The following is a 16,185-nucleotide window of genomic DNA, read 5'->3' on the forward strand; positions in this document are numbered from 1 at the left end:
TAATCCATATATTCTATGGTTAAATCTATATCTTATAGTGTTCTATATCAAGCATTTACTGGTAAACAATAAGTTATACTCCGTGAACATAAACGTCGCTAGTTTGTTAAACGGTAACTACATCCTGTTACTGTTCGTTGTACTCGCCTTGGGACTCTGCCTCGGAAAAATCCGCCTGGGCTCCGTTCAACTCGGTAATTCCATTGGTGTTTTAGTGGTATCGCTGTTGCTTGGTCAACAGCACTTCGCGATTAATACCGAGGCACTCAACCTTGGCTTTATGCTATTTATTTTTTGCGTCGGCGTAGAAGCTGGCCCTAACTTTTTCTCGATTTTTTTCCGCGACGGCAAGAACTACTTTATGTTGGCGCTGGTGATGGTCGGTTCAGCGATGGTCCTCGCCATTGGGCTGGGGAAGCTGTTCCGTTGGGATATCGGCCTGACAGCAGGTATGCTCGCCGGTTCGATGACTTCCACTCCGGTCTTGGTGGGGGCTGGGGATACGCTGCGCAACACTATCACCAATGGCCCTGCATTACTCGCCGCACAGGATAACTTAAGCCTCGGTTACGCTCTGACGTATCTAATTGGCTTGGTCAGCCTGATTTTTGGTGCGCGCTATCTGCCAAAACTCCAGCATCAAGATCTCCCAACCTCAGCACAACAAATCGCCCGCGAACGGGGTCTCGATACCGATAGCCTACGTAAAGTTTACCTACCGGTGATCCGCGCTTATCGGGTTGGTCAGGAACTGGTTGCCTGGGCAGACGGCAAAAACCTGCGTGAACTTGGCATTTACCGCCAAACTGGCTGTTATATTGAGCGTATTCGCCGCAATGGTATTCTGGCTAACCCTGATGGGGATGCCGTATTACAGGTAGGCGATGAGATATCGCTGGTAGGTTATCCCGATGCACATGCCAGACTCGATCCCAGTTTCCGTAACGGTAAAGAGGTGTTTGATCGTGACCTGCTGGACATGCGTATCGTCACCGAAGAGATTGTTGTTAAAAACAGCAATGCTGTAGGTAAACGTCTGAGTCAGTTGAAGTTAACCGATCACGGCTGTTTCCTGAACCGCGTTATCCGCAGCCAGATTGAAATGCCGATTGATGACAGCATCGTGTTGAACAAAGGTGATGTCCTGCAAGTCAGTGGCGATGCGCGACGGGTGAAAAGCGTTGCAGAAAAAATTGGTTTTATCTCGATTCATAGCCAAGTCACCGACCTGTTGGCATTCTGTTCCTTCTTTATCATTGGCTTGCTGATTGGCCAAATTACCATCCAATTCAGTAACTTTTCCTTCGGTATCGGCAACGCCGCTGGTCTGTTGATCGCTGGTATTCTGCTGGGTTTCCTGCGAGCTAACCATCCAACATTTGGCTATATCCCTCAGGGAGCGCTAAATATGGTGAAAGAGTTCGGCTTGATGGTATTTATGGCAGGTGTAGGCTTGAGTGCAGGGGCCGGGATCGGTAACAGCCTTGGTGCCGTTGGCGGCCAGATGCTGATAGCCGGGCTGATCGTCAGTTTGGTGCCAGTAGTCATCTGCTTCCTGTTTGGTGCCTATGTGCTGCGCATGAACCGAGCGCTGTTATTTGGTGCCATTATGGGCGCCCGCACCTGCGCGCCAGCAATGGAAATCATCAGTGATACGGCCAGGAGTAACATCCCTGCTTTAGGTTATGCAGGCACCTATGCTATCGCTAACGTCTTGTTAACCTTGGCAGGTTCGCTCATCGTTGTGATATGGCCAGGAATACTGTGGTGACAGGATAAGAAAGGAAATGGTTCTGCGGCAAAAAACCCTAAAATTTTCTCTTGTCAGGTAGAACTTTTCGATCATGCGGTAGTCTGAGTTAGTGCCACTGCTTTTCTTTGATGTCCCTTATTTGTGGAGCCCGTTAGTCCCGCCTTTTTAGGTTCAAGACTAGCGGGTTTTTTATTGCCTTAAATTTAAACTATTTAAAAACAATAGTATAGCATTGTTTTAAGCGGAGAAGGCCAACCAGTTTGCGTGATAAGAACCCTTTCGCTGAGCCTTGTCCTATTTTCTGCGATCACTGAAGAACAGGCCAGAAAGGAAGGTGAAGGAGATTTAAGCCTGAATCACTGGAGAGCAGGACACCAGGCTTTCTTCGAACGTGAAGGCACCTACGCTAATAATATGGAACTGGTGTTTGAAGAGTTCCAACTTGTGGAAGTCTTGTGAGGCTTGCAAAGTACCCTTACCAACACACAGAACTGATATAGGCTATCAGGGATGATACCAATGCCGCGCACCGGCAATCACGCCCTAATGCCTCGAATAGGAGTGCACCGAACAAACTATTTACTTACGCAAAATTTTCAGCAGACGTTCCTGCTGCCAGCGTGCTAACCAATCCCGCAAGAAAAAAACCTTCACTCCACCAATCGCCAGGAACGTTCCCCAAATGGCAAGCGGCCAGATAAACCAAAAACTGTCAGGTGTAATCACTCGATTAATTACAAACAGAAAAAAATTCACAACCGCGTACAGCAGTAAACCACGGTAGAACCCACTTTCAGCGGCAACCCTTTCTCTCGCCTTCTCTATTTGTTTATCAAGGGCATTTTCACACTGAGCATTATCGGCAGTTTCTCCAATGTCAGAAATCTCTGTCACACTAACGTTAAAAACGGCGGCAATAGCGCTGAGTGTCTCGAGGCTCGCCTGCTCACCACTCTCAATTCGCTGTATGGTCCTTACACTGAGAGCTGCCAATTCTGCAAGCTGTTCCTGTGACCAGGCCCTGGAAAGTCTAAGTTGTTTGATACTGCTCTGGCTCATAAATACCACCTTCACTATGCGGATAGAAATCCCGTTTATTATGCCGCCCAGCATATGACAGCAACAGGTCAGCCCCCCGACACCAACCCGACACCTTACCGACAGTGTGAAAGTCTGCGCCTACCGGTAGAAATTCTACATCAGGCGTCACGCGATCACGCACTTCCCACTCGCCCTTGACCGCAGTTTTTAATATGTCGATAGCAGCACACTCCATGAAGCAACACAGTTTAACGAAAGGTTCAGAAAATAAATAAAATATAACAGTGTGTTAAATCAACGATTACTCTTTATGCTGCTCGCAGCCATAAGAGGATCACCCAGTCTTTACCACATTGCGCGGTGAACCAATCTCAATCCCTCCAGCGAGTCGCTTACTCCCTGATTAATGCAACATTTGTCCATGATTGGTCAAAAGCGTCGGCAACACTACGCGCCAATATGGAATAGCCAACAATACCAGGAAAAATGATGACAATTTCTTCTTCTGCCCGGATTTCAGGCAACAGCGTGATCGAACCCGGTGTGATTATCGGGGCAGGTGTTTGTATTGGTCCTTTTTGCGTCATCACCGCTGGTGTAGAAATTGGTGATGGTTCGATCATCGCCTCTCACGTTAGCATCAACGGGCGGACGCGTATTGGATCCGATAATGTGATTGGGCAGTTTTCAACCATCGGCGAAGTAAACCAGGACTTAAAGTACGCCGGCGAAGCTACGGAGGTGATTATTGGTAACAGAAACAGAATCGGTAAAAATGCGACCATTCATCGCGGTACCATGCAGGGCTCTCAGAGAACGGCTATTGGTAATGACAATCTTTTTATGAGTAATGTACATATCGGACATGATTGTGTCGTCGGTAACGGCGTAACTATTGGTGACAACACAGGGTTGGCCGGACATGTGGAATTAGACGACTTCGTACAAATTGGTTTTATGTGTGCAATCCATCAGTTTTGTATCCTGGGCGCCCACGCGCAAATTGCCGACCAATCCGGTGTCGTACAAGATGTCCCACCTTTTGTCTGCGCAAGTGGCAATCACGCCACCGCTGTTGGCCTCAACAAGTTAGCTCTGCTCTTTAACCCCGTGGATATACAGCAGCAGCAGCAGATTGTTCAAACCCTGTATAACATGCTGTATCACAGCACATTGGCGATTGACCAAGTGAAACAGGAAGCAGAAAGGTTGAGCATGGTTTATCCTCAACTGCTTTGCTTTAATGCATTTTTTACACGCTCTGTACGCGGCATTATCCGCTAACAACCCTCAGGCCATGACCGACCCGCGGGTTGTATGAGCCTGCGCTAATTGCCGTTATTTCACTACTGCACGTCCGATTTCCGCGCTGGCTGACCACACACGGTAACGGACCTCGACATTTTTCGGCACATAGACCACGATTGGCAGGCGACTGTTGTAACGTTGCAGTGCAGCATCTCCCAAATGAGCAGCCACAAACTCCAAACGTTTGGAGTTATCAGGGCAAGCCATCATGGTTGATGCCGGGGCAGAAATTTTATCCAGGACAAAATAGGTGAATCCCCAGCCTTCAAGCGTTTTACTCTCAAGATTGCCTCCCATCATCTGACGATTGCAATCCACTTCCAGCATTTTGCCAATCAGCAATTCAACCTTAAGGTTCTCTTCATTTTCCTGTTTAGGCAAGTAGATCACCTGGCGGCTCATCCCCTTCTCAGCTTTAGGGAAAGGAGCCACCTTTTCCAGAGGTTGATTGTTGAGATCGCCATTTTCGGCAGTGGTGGCTGCAATTGCACTGGCAGACATAGCCATTAACAGACTAGTCAATACAACAGAAAATTTGTTCATTTTTTATCCTTATAAATCATAGTGTCATAATGCGGTACGTTAACAGAAATTGTATCGTCAAATTATAGGTTAAATCTGGATATCCCCATCCATGCATAGTGACTATATTGCCAACGGTTCGATCTTATAGAGACAGTGATTAAATCAATCCTAAACAACCAGACGAAATAAGGCCCCCACCCTTTACTCCTCACCTGCTTGCTTTTAACGTTGGCCAGTTTTGGGTTTCAGCCAGTTGACAGCCTAGCCGCTTCTTCCGCCGTAATACGAGGTAATACATCGTGGAGCAATTGAACTATCTTCTTTTCGCCTGGATCAATGCCTCCCCGGCAAGTCCGCAAGGGTTAATCAGTTTTGCCATCTTTGCCGCAAAAGATCTCATTGCCGTTATACCGATACTGATCGTTAGTTTATGGTTCTGGGGGCCTCGCGACCAGTTGCCGGCTCAACGCGAGGTCATCGCGAAAACAACCATTGCTCTGCTGTTCACTATGGTTGCTGCGGCAACTATCAGCATGCTATTGCCACATGAGCGTCCATTTTCTATCGGTGTCGGTCATAACTACTTGGCACACGTGCCGGACAGTTCGTTCCCCAGCAACCATGGTACCGCGATCTTCACTTTTGCCCTGGCCTTCCTGAGCTGGCACCGTGTCTGGTCAGGTATTCTGCTAATGATTATTGCTATCACAATCGCATGGTCACGTGTATTCCTTGGCGTACACTGGCCACTGGATATGGTAGGTGGTTTCCTGTTAGGAGGGGTGGGTTGTCTGTTTGCACAACTGCTGTGGAATCTGTTTGGTTACGCCATCGCCGCTAAATTAACGCGTCTGTACCACTTCCTGTTCGCCTTCCCGATCCGTAAAGGATGGGTGCAAGAATAATCCCTTCCGGCAGGTGGTTCCTGCCGCGTCTACAAGCTTTGCATCTAAAAAAATCGCGCTAGAATGTTATTTAAATAACATACCCACAACAGTGAACACCCCAATTTAAGTAGCATTAAACACTATCATCATACTGCATACTACTCATCCTTGAACTTGAATGTTATTATTCTAACATTGCTCATATTTCAGCACGTTTCAAATTAATTGAGGATTCATGATGACTACCGAACAGATTGATTACGCAAGTTATATTGACCACACATTGCTAGCAATGGATGCTACCGAGAGTCAAATTGCCAAACTGTGCGATGAGGCCCTGCAGCACAATTTCTATGCCGTCTGCGTCAATTCAGGCTATGTTCCGCTTGCCGCACATCTGCTGCAGGAAAGCGAGGTTAAAATATGCTCGGTCATCGGTTTTCCACTGGGGGCCGGTTTAACCGTAGTAAAAGCCTTCGAAGCCAAAGCCGCTATCGCTGCTGGGGCGCAGGAGATCGATATGGTGATAAATGTCGGATGGCTAAAAAGTGGCCTGCTGGATGAAGTAAAGGCCGATATCGCTGCAGTGCGCGAGGTTTGTGAGGCGATCCCGTTGAAGGTAATACTGGAAACTTGTCTGCTCAGCGATACCCAGATCGTTCAGGTTTGTGAAATGTGCCGCGAGTTGGATGTGGCTTTTGTTAAAACATCCACCGGCTTCAGTACTGGGGGAGCTCGTGAAGAACATGTCAAACTGATGCGAACGACGGTTGGTAGCGAGATGGGCGTCAAAGCATCTGGAGCCGTGCGCGATCAAGCAACCGCAGAAAAAATGATCGGCGCGGGTGCTACACGCATAGGTACCAGTTCAGGTATTGCGATTGTTTCTGGCAACAGCGCCTCTGCTTCCAGCTACTAAACTTGATCAAGCGCAGCAGGTATATCTGCACAGCCTAGCTACATTCGCGGCCCCAGCCATAGAGTTATTAATGCAGTTAGGGCCTGCAAGTTTGCGGCCTACCTGCAATTTGAAGTAACTTGAGTGTAGGCTGTGTCCTGTTAACCGTATATTTTGGGGTTCACCTACACCGATGGAAACAAGGCGCGACGAACGAATCAACCTGCTAGCCCAGGCATTAAAGCGTTCTGATAAAATTCACCTGAAAGAAGCCGCACAGCTGCTAGGCGTTTCGGAAATGACTATCCGGCGCGATCTCAGTGCTGAACCCACAGCGGTGCGGTTGTTAGGTGGCTACGTGGTGGCCGATCCACGCGCCACTGGGGTAACCCACTACTTTGTATCCGATCAAAAAGCCAGACAGGTGGCGGAGAAAAAGCGCATTGGTCTGCTGGCAGCGCCGTTAGTTAATGAAAACGATACGGTGTTCTTTGACTGTGGTACCACAACCCCAGCAATCATCGACGCAATTGCCGATGATCTGTCTTTCACCGCAGTGTGTCACTCACTCAATACTTTCCTGGCATTGCAGAATAAACCCAATTGCAAAGTGATCCTGTGCGGTGGTGAATTCAAGCCTAATAACGCCATTTTTACCGCTGTCGGCCAGCACAACGAACTGGATGCTATTTGCCCCAATGTTGCCTTTATATCTGCGGCGGGGATTGCGCTGCAACAGGGCGCAACCTGCTTCAACTTTGATGAACTAGCGATGAAACACAAGGCTATGGCCATGGCACAGCAGAAAATCCTGGTTGCCGACTACAGCAAATTTGCCGTAATCAGGTCAGTGTGCATCGGGCCACTAACGCTTTTTGATCGGGTAATTACCGACCGCCAGCCAGCAAAGGAGTTCGTCGATTTCTTCAGTGAGCATGCTATCACTCTGCGATTTTAAATCCCGCCCCGCTGTAGGCTGTTAAAAAACTTATTTCCCATGCTATTTATTGCGCAAATAATGCGCATTTTAGCCTGAAGGATCGTTAGTAACAGCTAATTACAGTTCAATATATTGCAACAACTTGCCAACGTTATTATTAAACAATGTGCCGTGAACGCGGTTAATTTCTTCACAGAAAATAACCGCACTCCTTTACCACAATTTTCATTCACAATATCTTCTTAACTTATTTGATTAAGATATGTTCACCCATCTCGATTTATATGATGAATAACAGTGTGTCTATTCCGAGATTATCTAGCAGGCTTACGGTTCCCATGCGACAGAAATACCATTAAAAACAATATCTTAATAAATAATACTTAATAGAGAAACGTGATCTTAATCACTAAAATAGCTTAATTAAGTTTTTGGGGTAGACCAGAGCCGACGCATAAAATATATTGCCCATCCAGTTTTAAACTCAGATTTTTATCTTGCCGTATGTCACATAGTCAACATTAAAATCTTAATAAAATTGCAAAATTTAGAAGCATTAAAATTCAAACAAAAGATTAACATTTGCATAAAACACCAACAAAAAATTCAAAAATGGCACAAACACGGTATATTGGAGCAAGATCACAGTTTTTTATTCTAACAATAGTTATCTTCTCGACAGCAAAAATCAGTAAAAAACAACTCTCTAACAGAATTTACAGCTTTATGCCATTTAACTACAGAAAATCATTTAGTTAGTTACCCGGTAATAGAGCCTGAGAGTAATTTGCATAATAAACAACCAGGGGCATTCATTCCCACAAAGAGCACCTAATTTTACCCTTAGCGACATGACAATAATTCCGCCAATGGGTTTTAACCTTCAGTTTTAGCTTTAATTTTAAGTTAACGTGTTCACCTCGGAGATATTTTATGGACACTACACATACCGGCACTATTGCCTCAGCAGAATCTGGTTCCAGCAGTACCTGGCGTAAAACCGACACTATGTGGATGTTGGGCCTTTACGGCACAGCTATTGGCGCAGGCGTCCTGTTCTTGCCAATCAACGCGGGTATCGGTGGTTTGATCCCATTGATCATCATGGCCATTATTGCCTTCCCGATGACCTACTTTGCCCACCGCGGTCTGTGCCGCTTCGTTTTATCGGGTAAAAACCCAGGGGAAGACATCACTGTCGTAGTAGAAGAACACTTCGGTAACGGCGCAGGTAAGTTGATTACCCTGCTTTATTTCTTCGCTATCTACCCTATTCTGTTGGTGTATAGCGTCGCCATCACCAACACCGTAGACAGCTTTATCACCCACCAGCTCGGCATGGCTTCGCCACCGCGCGCCATTCTGTCACTGATTCTGATTGTCGGCCTGATGTGCATCGTGCGTTTCGGTGAGCAAGCAATTGTGAAAACGATGAGTATTCTGGTTTTCCCGTTTGTTGCTGTACTCATGCTGCTGGCGCTGTACCTGATCCCTAACTGGAGCGGTGCCATCTTCGAAAACGTTTCTCTCTCAAACTCCAGCAGTGGTTTGGGGCACGGCCTGATAGTCACCCTATGGCTGGCCATTCCTGTCATGGTGTTCTCCTTCAACCATTCACCGATTATCTCAGCTTTTGCGGTGGCAAAACGGGAAGAATACGGTGATGGTGCAGAGAAGAAGTGTTCCCGCATTCTGGCTTACGCACACACCATGATGGTGTTGACCGTCATGTTCTTTGTATTCAGTTGCGTACTAAGCCTTTCCCCAGCAGATCTGGCCGAAGCCAAAGCGCAGAACATTTCTATTCTGTCCTATCTGGCCAACCATTTTCATAACCCGATGATCGAGTATATCGCGCCGTTTATCGCTTTTATCGCCATCACCAAGTCGTTTCTGGGTCACTACCTGGGTGCCCGTGAAGGTTTTAACGGTTTAATTACCAAATCGATGAAAAGCCGCGGCAAAACCATCAGTAGCAATAGATTGAACCGTATCACCGCAATCTTCATGTTGGTGACAACCTGGATAGTCGCAACGTTGAACCCAAGTATTCTGGGTATGATCGAGAGCCTGGGCGGCCCAATCATCGCTATGCTGTTGTTCTTGATGCCGATGTATGCCATCCACAAAGTCCCGGCCATGCGCAAATACAGCGGTCACGTCAGTAACGTCTTCGTGGTCTTGATGGGGTTGATTGCCATTTCAGCAATCCTATTCACCCTGTTCGGTTAATCACTCTTGGCCGGTGCTTCGGCACCGGCTCCTGCCCTTGCCCCGATTCTGTGACCTGACTGTGCCCCCCACTCCCTGGTGTAGCCCACCAGCAATCGCACAGTCGCTCGAAAGTTCAAGGGTTAAATTCTGCAAAAGGAAGCGAGACCATGGTCAGCGTTTTCGACATTTTCAAAATTGGCATCGGCCCATCCAGTTCTCACACCGTCGGCCCCATGAAGGCTGGCAAACAGTTTACCGAAGATTTGATTGCTGCCGGGCAACTTCGCAGCGCCACGAGAGTGGTCGTTGACGTCTTCGGTTCACTATCACTGACTGGCAAAGGACATAAAACCGATATCGCGATCATTATGGGGTTGGCGGGTAATTTGCCTCATGATGTAGAGATCGACAGTATTCCTGCTTTTATCCTCGATGTGGAACAACGTGGCCGTTTGCCTTTGGCTAATGGCCAACATGAAGTCGACTTCCCGCTGCAAGGCAGCATGAACTTCCACAATACCAACCTGCCACTGCACGAGAATGGAATGCGCATCAGCGCCTATGCTGGCGATCAATTACTGCACAGCAAAACCTATTACTCTATCGGTGGCGGTTTCATCGTCGATGAAGAACATTTCGGGCAATCGGCCAATGATACATCGGAAATTCCCTACCCTTACCGTTCTGCGCAAGACTTGCAGCAGCACTGCAAAGATACCGGACTTTCTCTTTCCGGGTTGGTGATGCAGAACGAACTGGCGTTGCGGAGTAAAGCGGAAATCGAAGCCCATTTCGCCAATGTCTGGCAAGTGATGAAAACCGGCATAGAGCGAGGTATGAATACCGAAGGTTTGCTGCCTGGCCCGATGAAAGTTCAGCGCCGTGCCGCGCCATTGCGCCGCCTTCTGGTAACCGGTGACAAGAACAATATCGATCCTATGAATGTGGTGGATTGGATCAACATGTTCGCATTCGCAGTCAATGAAGAGAATGCCGCCGGGGGACGCGTGGTGACAGCTCCTACCAACGGAGCCTGTGGCATCATTCCCGCCGTGCTGGCGTATTACGACCAGTTTATTCGCCCAGTAAATACCAATTCTTATAGTCGTTTTTTCCTGACTTCAGGCGTCATTGGTGCGCTCTTTAAGATGAACGCATCTATTTCTGGCGCTGAGGTTGGTTGCCAGGGCGAGGTTGGTGTTGCCTGTTCAATGGCCGCTGCCGGGCTGGCAGAACTAATGGGAGGTAGCCCTTCCCAAGTGTGTGTCGCTGCAGAAATTGCCATGGAGCACCACCTTGGCCTGACTTGCGATCCCGTCGCTGGTCAGGTCCAGGTACCTTGTATCGAGCGTAACGCCATTTCCGCCGTTAAGGCCGTCAACGCCGCACGCATGGCATTACGTCGTACCAGCGAACCGCGCGTATGCCTGGATAAAGTGATCGAAACCATGTACGAGACAGGGAAAGATATGAATGCCAAATACCGTGAAACTTCTCAGGGTGGTTTGGCTATAAAGATCGTTGCTTGTAACTGATAACCCGAGGGGGCCACGGGGGCCCCCTAGAGAAGATGCAATCTTTGAAGATTATCAACCACCAAACCACTGACTCAGCTTCATCATGACAAAATCCCACATGCGGCTGAAGATGTTCCCCTCTTTGACTTCCTGCATCACCACCAGTGGATGCTGTTCGATGGTTTTACCATCGAGCTGAAACTCAATGGTACCGACCACCTGATCCTTTGCCAACGGTGCTTCCAATGTCGGCTGATTAAGTTTGTAGGTAGCTTTCAGGTTTTTCATCTGCCCTTTCGGAATAGTCACTGACGCATCTTTTGCCACGCCCAGTGGCACTTCACCCACGTCACCAAACCACACTTTCTGGGTAACAAACGCTTTATCTGCTTTGAGCGGCGTCGCGGTTTCAAAGAAACGGAAGCCCCAGGTCAATAGCTTCTCGCTTTCACTGAAACGGATCCGATCGCTCGGAGCACCCAGCACCACCGAAATCAAGCGCATTGGGCCTTCGGTAGCCGAAGCCACCAGATTATGCCCGGCTCCGCTGGTAAAGCCGGTCTTGATACCATCCACATTCAGATTGCTGTTCCATAACAGCCGATTACGGTTTATCTGGCGGATTTTGTTGAAAGTATATTCTTTCTCTTTATGCACCGCATATTCATCCGGCACATCACGGATCAGCGCCTGGCTCAGTAACGCCATATCACGAGCGGTACTGTATTGCCCTTCAGCATCCAGGCCATGAACGGTAAGAAAATGGGTATTTTGCAGGCCAAGGGATTTAGCGTAGTTATTCATCAACCCGACGAAAGAGTCCTGGCTGCCCGCCACGAAATCTGCCAGAGCAATACTGGCGTCGTTGCCAGATTGAATAACAATGCCTTTATTCAGTTCCGAAACCGGTACTTTATCGCCCGGTTTAATAAACATCAGTGAAGAGCCACGCAGGGCCGGGTTCCCGGTTGCCCAGGCATCTTTACCAACGGTAACCAGATCGTCAGGTTTTATTTTGCCCGCTTTCATCGCCTGGCCGATCACATAACTGGACATGATTTTAGTCAGGCTTGCAGGATCAAGGCGAGTATCTGCATTGCCTTCGGCCAGGATCTTGCCACTGTTGTAATCCATCAGCACGTAGGCTTTGGCATCAACCTGGGGAGCGGCAGGGGCATCGGCTGCCCTTAAGCTGGGAACGACCAATAACAAGACGCCTACACCGAGGGTCAGTTTACCAAGGGGGGTAGAAAATTTTTTTTTCATCATTACGTCGCCAGAGTGTCCATTTAAACCATTGAAATAGCGTTAACTTTCAAACATGTTCACGTTTTCAGCCAACTAGCGAAGGTGACTCGAAAGAGTGCTGCTAACCGCAGAACATAACGCGTTATGCATTTTGACCAGCACAATCTGAAAGAGCCCTAGCCGTGAGTTTATTAGATCCCACCTGTTTTTACAGGGATTAGTCTGGTTTTTCTCCATTTTTACATAACTGTACGCTCTCGACGGAAAATGAGTAGGCAAACCGTCAATAAATTGTCTTCGCACTGTCATCAAAATTTCTTATGATTTTGCGATCTCTTTGTGGCCATCGCCTAGTAGCCAACGGCTTCCGCTACTCTGTATACCCCATTACGTTCCTTGCCGGAGAAAAATTGATGGATTTAGCCCTTTTCGACCTGGATGAAACCTTGATTGACGATGACAGTGCCAGCCTGTGGATCCGCTGGCTGATTGCTGAAGGTTTTGCGCCAACTGAGCTGGGGCAACAAGAACAACGGTTGATGCAGTCTTACCATCAGGGAAAACTCTCGATGGAAGATTACATGAAGGCGACGCTGGCACCGTTGGTGGGGCTAAGCACACAAACCGTTGCTGGTTGGGTACAACGCTACATTCGCCGGGATATTCTGCCACGCGTTTACCCTGCAGCACGCGAGCGCTTGCTGTGGCACCGTGAACGAGGCGACTACATCCTGGTGATTTCCGCCACCGGCGAGCATCTGGTAACGCCAATTGCTGAACATTTGGGGGCAGATGGCGCGCTGGCGATTGGGGTTGAAGTGGCTGAGGACCGTTTTACTGGCAATACCTACGGCACCATGACTTATCAACAGGGCAAAGTTGTCCGTCTGGAGCAGTGGTTGCAACAGCACCCAGAACTGAAATTTGATCACCGCCATGGCTATAGTGACTCTATTAATGATAGAGCCATGCTGGAATACGTTGACAGCGCTACGGTGATCAATCCAACCAGCGAGCTGGCTGCACTCGCCACACAATCTGGCTGGGAGGTATGCCACTGGCAACGTTAGCGTTTTCTGGGTGACAAAAGTCGCTTTGTAGCGTAGGTATAGAGGCCACTTTATCTAACGTATAGAGAGGCTGATTATGCTTACCATCTGGGGACGCGAAAACTCGACCAATGTTAAAAAAGCACTTTGGTGTGCCGCAGAATTAGGGCTGAACTTCTCCCACATCAACGCGGGGGGCGTTTATGGCAAGGTTAACGAAGAGCCTTTCCGCTCGCTGAATCCCAATGGATTGGTGCCTCTATTGCAAGATGATGACTTTACACTGTGGGAGTCCAATACCATCGTACGTTATCTGGCGGCAAAATTTGGTCAGGCGCCATTTTATCCGAATGACATTCAAGCGCGTGCCAAAGCGGAAAAATGGATGGACTGGCAAACCTCAACCATTTCAGCCCCTTTTCGCACCATCTTAAGGGGAATAGTTCGCAGCCAGCCGGAACAACGCGATATGGCCCAAATTGAAGCCGCGATTGCCGAAATGGAACAACACTTGGAAATCGTAGAACAAACGTTAGCTGGCCAAGCGTATCTTTCCGGGGACGAGTTTGGTATCGGGGATATTCCACTCGGTAGCTTTATTTATGCCTGGTTTGAAATGCCGATCAAACGCCAGCCGCGCCCGCATCTGGAACGTTGGTACCAGAGTCTTTGCGCTCGCCCTGCCTACCAGAGCGCAGTAATGACCGCACTTACCTGATTGCCACCGTACGAAAATTACCATGGAGCCATTCTCAAGGATGCCAGTCTTTTATTTACAGGTACGTAGAAACCACCTCACACTGAAGGAACTGGAGAGCAAGAAGAGCGCCTCGGGTACCGCTGCATTCAGCACCCAACGGTTGCTGATCGGCCAATTCTTTGTTGCCGAGGCCTGCTTATATTACCTGGTACCGCAATTCTTTCCCGGCTTCATCAACCAGTTAAAGCGACGCCATTTAAGTTACCGCGTTCTGGTTCATGCGCAGGAAATGCTGGAAGGGGGTGTTAGCCAGGTTGAACAGCGGATCCTACAGGAGTTTATCGTAGCAAGCTTTCCCAGAGCAGACAGCACCGTTTACGCCGGGCCTCAAACCCTGAGTGATGAATTCGTGAAGCGTATCATTCAGCTCAACTCGGATAAGGTGATTACCGCCGCCGACCTCAAGTTTTAACCTTAGCTGCAACGGCTTACGTCGCAGCTAGCCAAGCCCATTTCAAACACCAACTCTCAACATGTTTACGTTCTGAATTCATCGAAATCACTAAGTTTTAAGCGATCTCAAGCAGCCACTCTTTAATATAAATTTCAATATGTTGCATTTTACTTAAACTGTGCTTAAGTTAACTGATTGAACGAGGAGGAATGATGAATATCACCATAACAGACGAATTACGCATAGAAGATACCGAAGAAATTCGCAACCATTTGAAAACTCACAATCGCCAGTTTGTTGGCGAAATACTCAATAAAAACATTGGGGTATTTTTCCTGGATGATAATGGTACCAAGATAGCCGGGTTGACCGGGAGCACGCTGGGCCTGTGGTTGAATATCGATCTCTTATGGGTTTCAGAGACATTACGTGGCAGAGGTGTAGGGAGCAAGTTAATACGAGCAGCGGAGGAACATGCTGTTGCCAATGGTTGCCGTTTCTCTCGTGTTGATACCTTCAGTTTCCAGGCCAAGCCATTCTACGAAAAACTTGGTTATCAACTGCAGATGATGCTGCACAACTGCCCGGTAGAGCATGAACGCTATTTCTTCACCAAAACCCTAGCTGACCCAAGGTAGCGCTGTGGAAGCCCAAACGATGGTGGTCAACTGCGTAGCCTACAAGGCTGGCAAACGGCTGAATGACATCACGATTGATGAGATCAGTGAAGTGGTCAAGGAACCGGGTACCTTTATCTGGCTCGGCTTGTGGCAACCTGAAGACGCATTTATGCGTAAGATCCAGCAAGAGTTTGGTCTTCACGATCTCGCCATTGAAGATGCACTTTGCGCCCACCAGCGCCCAAAAATAGAAACCTATGGCGACTCACTGTTTATCGTGGTGAAAACCGCACAATGGGTGAACGAAGAGGTCGAATATGGCGAAACTCACTTTTTCGTTGGCAAAAACTTCCTGGTAACCGTTCGTCACGGTGCCTCTTCCAGTTATGCCCCTATACGCGCCAAAGTGGAAGAAAATCCGAAACAGCTCAGCTATGGGCCAGGATTTGCCATGTATTCCGTGTTGGATTTCGTGGTGGATAATTACCGCCATATCGTTGGCAAATTTGAAGCGATGATCGAAGATATCGAATCCAATATGTTCAGATCAGAGTTTGACGAAACCGCTATCGAAAACGTGTACATCCTGCGGCGTCATCTGCTAGGGCTGCGCAATGCGGCCCTGCCAATGGATGAGATCTGTAATCAACTGATTCACCTGCATGAAGACGTGATCCACAAAGAGTTGCGTGCCTATGTGCGGGACGTGCAAGACCATGCCCGGCAGGTGGCCACAACCTTGGACGATATGCGGGAAATGCTGACTAACGCCATGCACGTTAATCTGGCACTGGTAACAGTAAAGCAAAACGAAGTGGTAAAACGGTTGGCTGGCTGGGGAGCGATCCTGGCGATCCCGACGGTGATCTTCAGCCTGTATGGAATGAACTTTGCCGATATGCCGGAACTGAAATTCCCTTGGGCCTATCACACCACGTTAGGGATTACGGTTGTCGGTTGTATTTTTCTATACCGAAAACTCAAGCATTCCGGCTGGTTATAACAACAACGCTGCTTTGCAAAAAGCGGCC

Annotated in this window: 15 protein-coding genes and 1 pseudogene; 13 read left to right on the plus strand and 3 right to left on the minus strand. The window is 48.2% G+C overall.

The features are described from left to right. The first annotated feature begins 82 nt into the window (after positions 1–82). Both SAQUA_RS15235 and SAQUA_RS15240 read left to right on the plus strand, forming a co-directional pair. Positions 83–1,771: an aspartate:alanine antiporter gene (locus tag SAQUA_RS15235; protein WP_380680125.1), complete on the plus strand. Its 1,689-nt coding sequence runs from the start codon at positions 83–85 to the stop codon at positions 1,769–1,771. A 207-nt stretch (positions 1,772–1,978) separates the two neighbouring features. Continuing rightward, positions 1,979–2,212 (plus strand): annotated as a pseudogene (locus SAQUA_RS15240) (ASCH domain-containing protein); the annotation flags it as partial. A 120-nt stretch (positions 2,213–2,332) separates the two neighbouring features. Here the strand turns inward: SAQUA_RS15240 and SAQUA_RS15245 are convergent. Further along, positions 2,333–2,812 carry a 2TM domain-containing protein gene (locus SAQUA_RS15245; RefSeq protein ID WP_380680128.1) on the minus strand — a complete coding sequence of 160 codons (480 nt, stop codon included), beginning with the start codon at positions 2,810–2,812 and terminating at the stop codon, positions 2,333–2,335. 471 nt (positions 2,813–3,283) lie between these two features. Between SAQUA_RS15245 and lpxA the strand changes: the two genes are divergently transcribed. Continuing rightward, on the plus strand, positions 3,284–4,078 hold the full coding sequence (gene lpxA, locus SAQUA_RS15250; RefSeq protein ID WP_380681186.1) for an acyl-ACP--UDP-N-acetylglucosamine O-acyltransferase: 795 nt from the start codon (positions 3,284–3,286) through the stop codon (positions 4,076–4,078). Positions 4,079–4,132: 54 nt separating this feature from the next. On the opposite strand, the gene eco is transcribed toward lpxA, so the two are convergent. After that, a complete protein-coding gene (eco, locus tag SAQUA_RS15255) occupies positions 4,133–4,645 on the minus strand; it encodes a serine protease inhibitor ecotin (protein ID WP_380680131.1) in 513 nt (170 codons plus the stop codon). 281 nt (positions 4,646–4,926) lie between these two features. Between eco and ybjG the strand changes: the two genes are divergently transcribed. The 5 genes from ybjG to SAQUA_RS15280 all read left to right on the plus strand — a co-directional run bounded on the left by ybjG (position 4,927) and on the right by SAQUA_RS15280 (position 11,101). Continuing rightward, a complete protein-coding gene (gene ybjG / locus SAQUA_RS15260) occupies positions 4,927–5,532 on the plus strand; it encodes an undecaprenyl-diphosphate phosphatase (protein ID WP_380680134.1) in 606 nt (201 codons plus the stop codon). A 220-nt stretch (positions 5,533–5,752) separates the two neighbouring features. Continuing rightward, positions 5,753–6,433 carry a deoxyribose-phosphate aldolase gene (gene deoC, locus SAQUA_RS15265; protein ID WP_380681189.1) on the plus strand — a complete coding sequence of 227 codons (681 nt, stop codon included), beginning with the start codon at positions 5,753–5,755 and terminating at the stop codon, positions 6,431–6,433. Positions 6,434–6,605: 172 nt separating this feature from the next. Beyond that, positions 6,606–7,370, plus strand: a complete 765-nt coding sequence (deoR, locus tag SAQUA_RS15270) for a DNA-binding transcriptional repressor DeoR (RefSeq protein WP_380680137.1) — start codon at positions 6,606–6,608, stop codon at positions 7,368–7,370. Between the two features lie 915 nt (positions 7,371–8,285). Next, on the plus strand, positions 8,286–9,584 hold the full coding sequence (locus SAQUA_RS15275; protein ID WP_380680140.1) for an HAAAP family serine/threonine permease: 1,299 nt from the start codon (positions 8,286–8,288) through the stop codon (positions 9,582–9,584). A 149-nt stretch (positions 9,585–9,733) separates the two neighbouring features. Then, the gene (locus SAQUA_RS15280; RefSeq protein WP_380680143.1) at positions 9,734–11,101 is read left to right on the plus strand and encodes an L-serine ammonia-lyase; all 1,368 of its coding nucleotides are present in this window, start codon (positions 9,734–9,736) and stop codon (positions 11,099–11,101) included. A 54-nt stretch (positions 11,102–11,155) separates the two neighbouring features. Here the strand turns inward: SAQUA_RS15280 and SAQUA_RS15285 are convergent, their stop codons facing one another. Beyond that, the gene (locus tag SAQUA_RS15285; RefSeq protein ID WP_380680146.1) at positions 11,156–12,352 is read right to left on the minus strand and encodes a serine hydrolase; all 1,197 of its coding nucleotides are present in this window, start codon (positions 12,350–12,352) and stop codon (positions 11,156–11,158) included. Positions 12,353–12,744: 392 nt separating this feature from the next. Between SAQUA_RS15285 and SAQUA_RS15290 the strand changes: the two genes are divergently transcribed. From SAQUA_RS15290 to SAQUA_RS15310, 5 genes are all read left to right on the plus strand, one after another. Beyond that, positions 12,745–13,401 carry an HAD family hydrolase gene (locus SAQUA_RS15290; protein ID WP_380680149.1) on the plus strand — a complete coding sequence of 219 codons (657 nt, stop codon included), beginning with the start codon at positions 12,745–12,747 and terminating at the stop codon, positions 13,399–13,401. A 76-nt stretch (positions 13,402–13,477) separates the two neighbouring features. Next, a complete protein-coding gene (locus tag SAQUA_RS15295; RefSeq protein WP_380680152.1) occupies positions 13,478–14,098 on the plus strand; it encodes a glutathione S-transferase family protein in 621 nt (206 codons plus the stop codon). 40 nt (positions 14,099–14,138) lie between these two features. Beyond that, a complete protein-coding gene (locus SAQUA_RS15300; protein WP_380680155.1) occupies positions 14,139–14,552 on the plus strand; it encodes a YjaA family stress response protein in 414 nt (137 codons plus the stop codon). 194 nt (positions 14,553–14,746) lie between these two features. After that, positions 14,747–15,172 carry a GNAT family N-acetyltransferase gene (locus tag SAQUA_RS15305; RefSeq protein ID WP_380681192.1) on the plus strand — a complete coding sequence of 142 codons (426 nt, stop codon included), beginning with the start codon at positions 14,747–14,749 and terminating at the stop codon, positions 15,170–15,172. Positions 15,173–15,191: 19 nt separating this feature from the next. Further along, positions 15,192–16,157, plus strand: coding sequence for a magnesium and cobalt transport protein CorA (locus tag SAQUA_RS15310; protein ID WP_380681195.1), 966 nt, complete (start codon positions 15,192–15,194; stop codon positions 16,155–16,157). Positions 16,158–16,185 lie beyond the last annotated feature (28 nt).

Origin of the sequence: Serratia aquatilis, from assembly GCF_044865145.1 — a bacterium.
Taxonomy (GTDB): Bacteria; Pseudomonadota; Gammaproteobacteria; order Enterobacterales; family Enterobacteriaceae; genus Chania; species Chania aquatilis.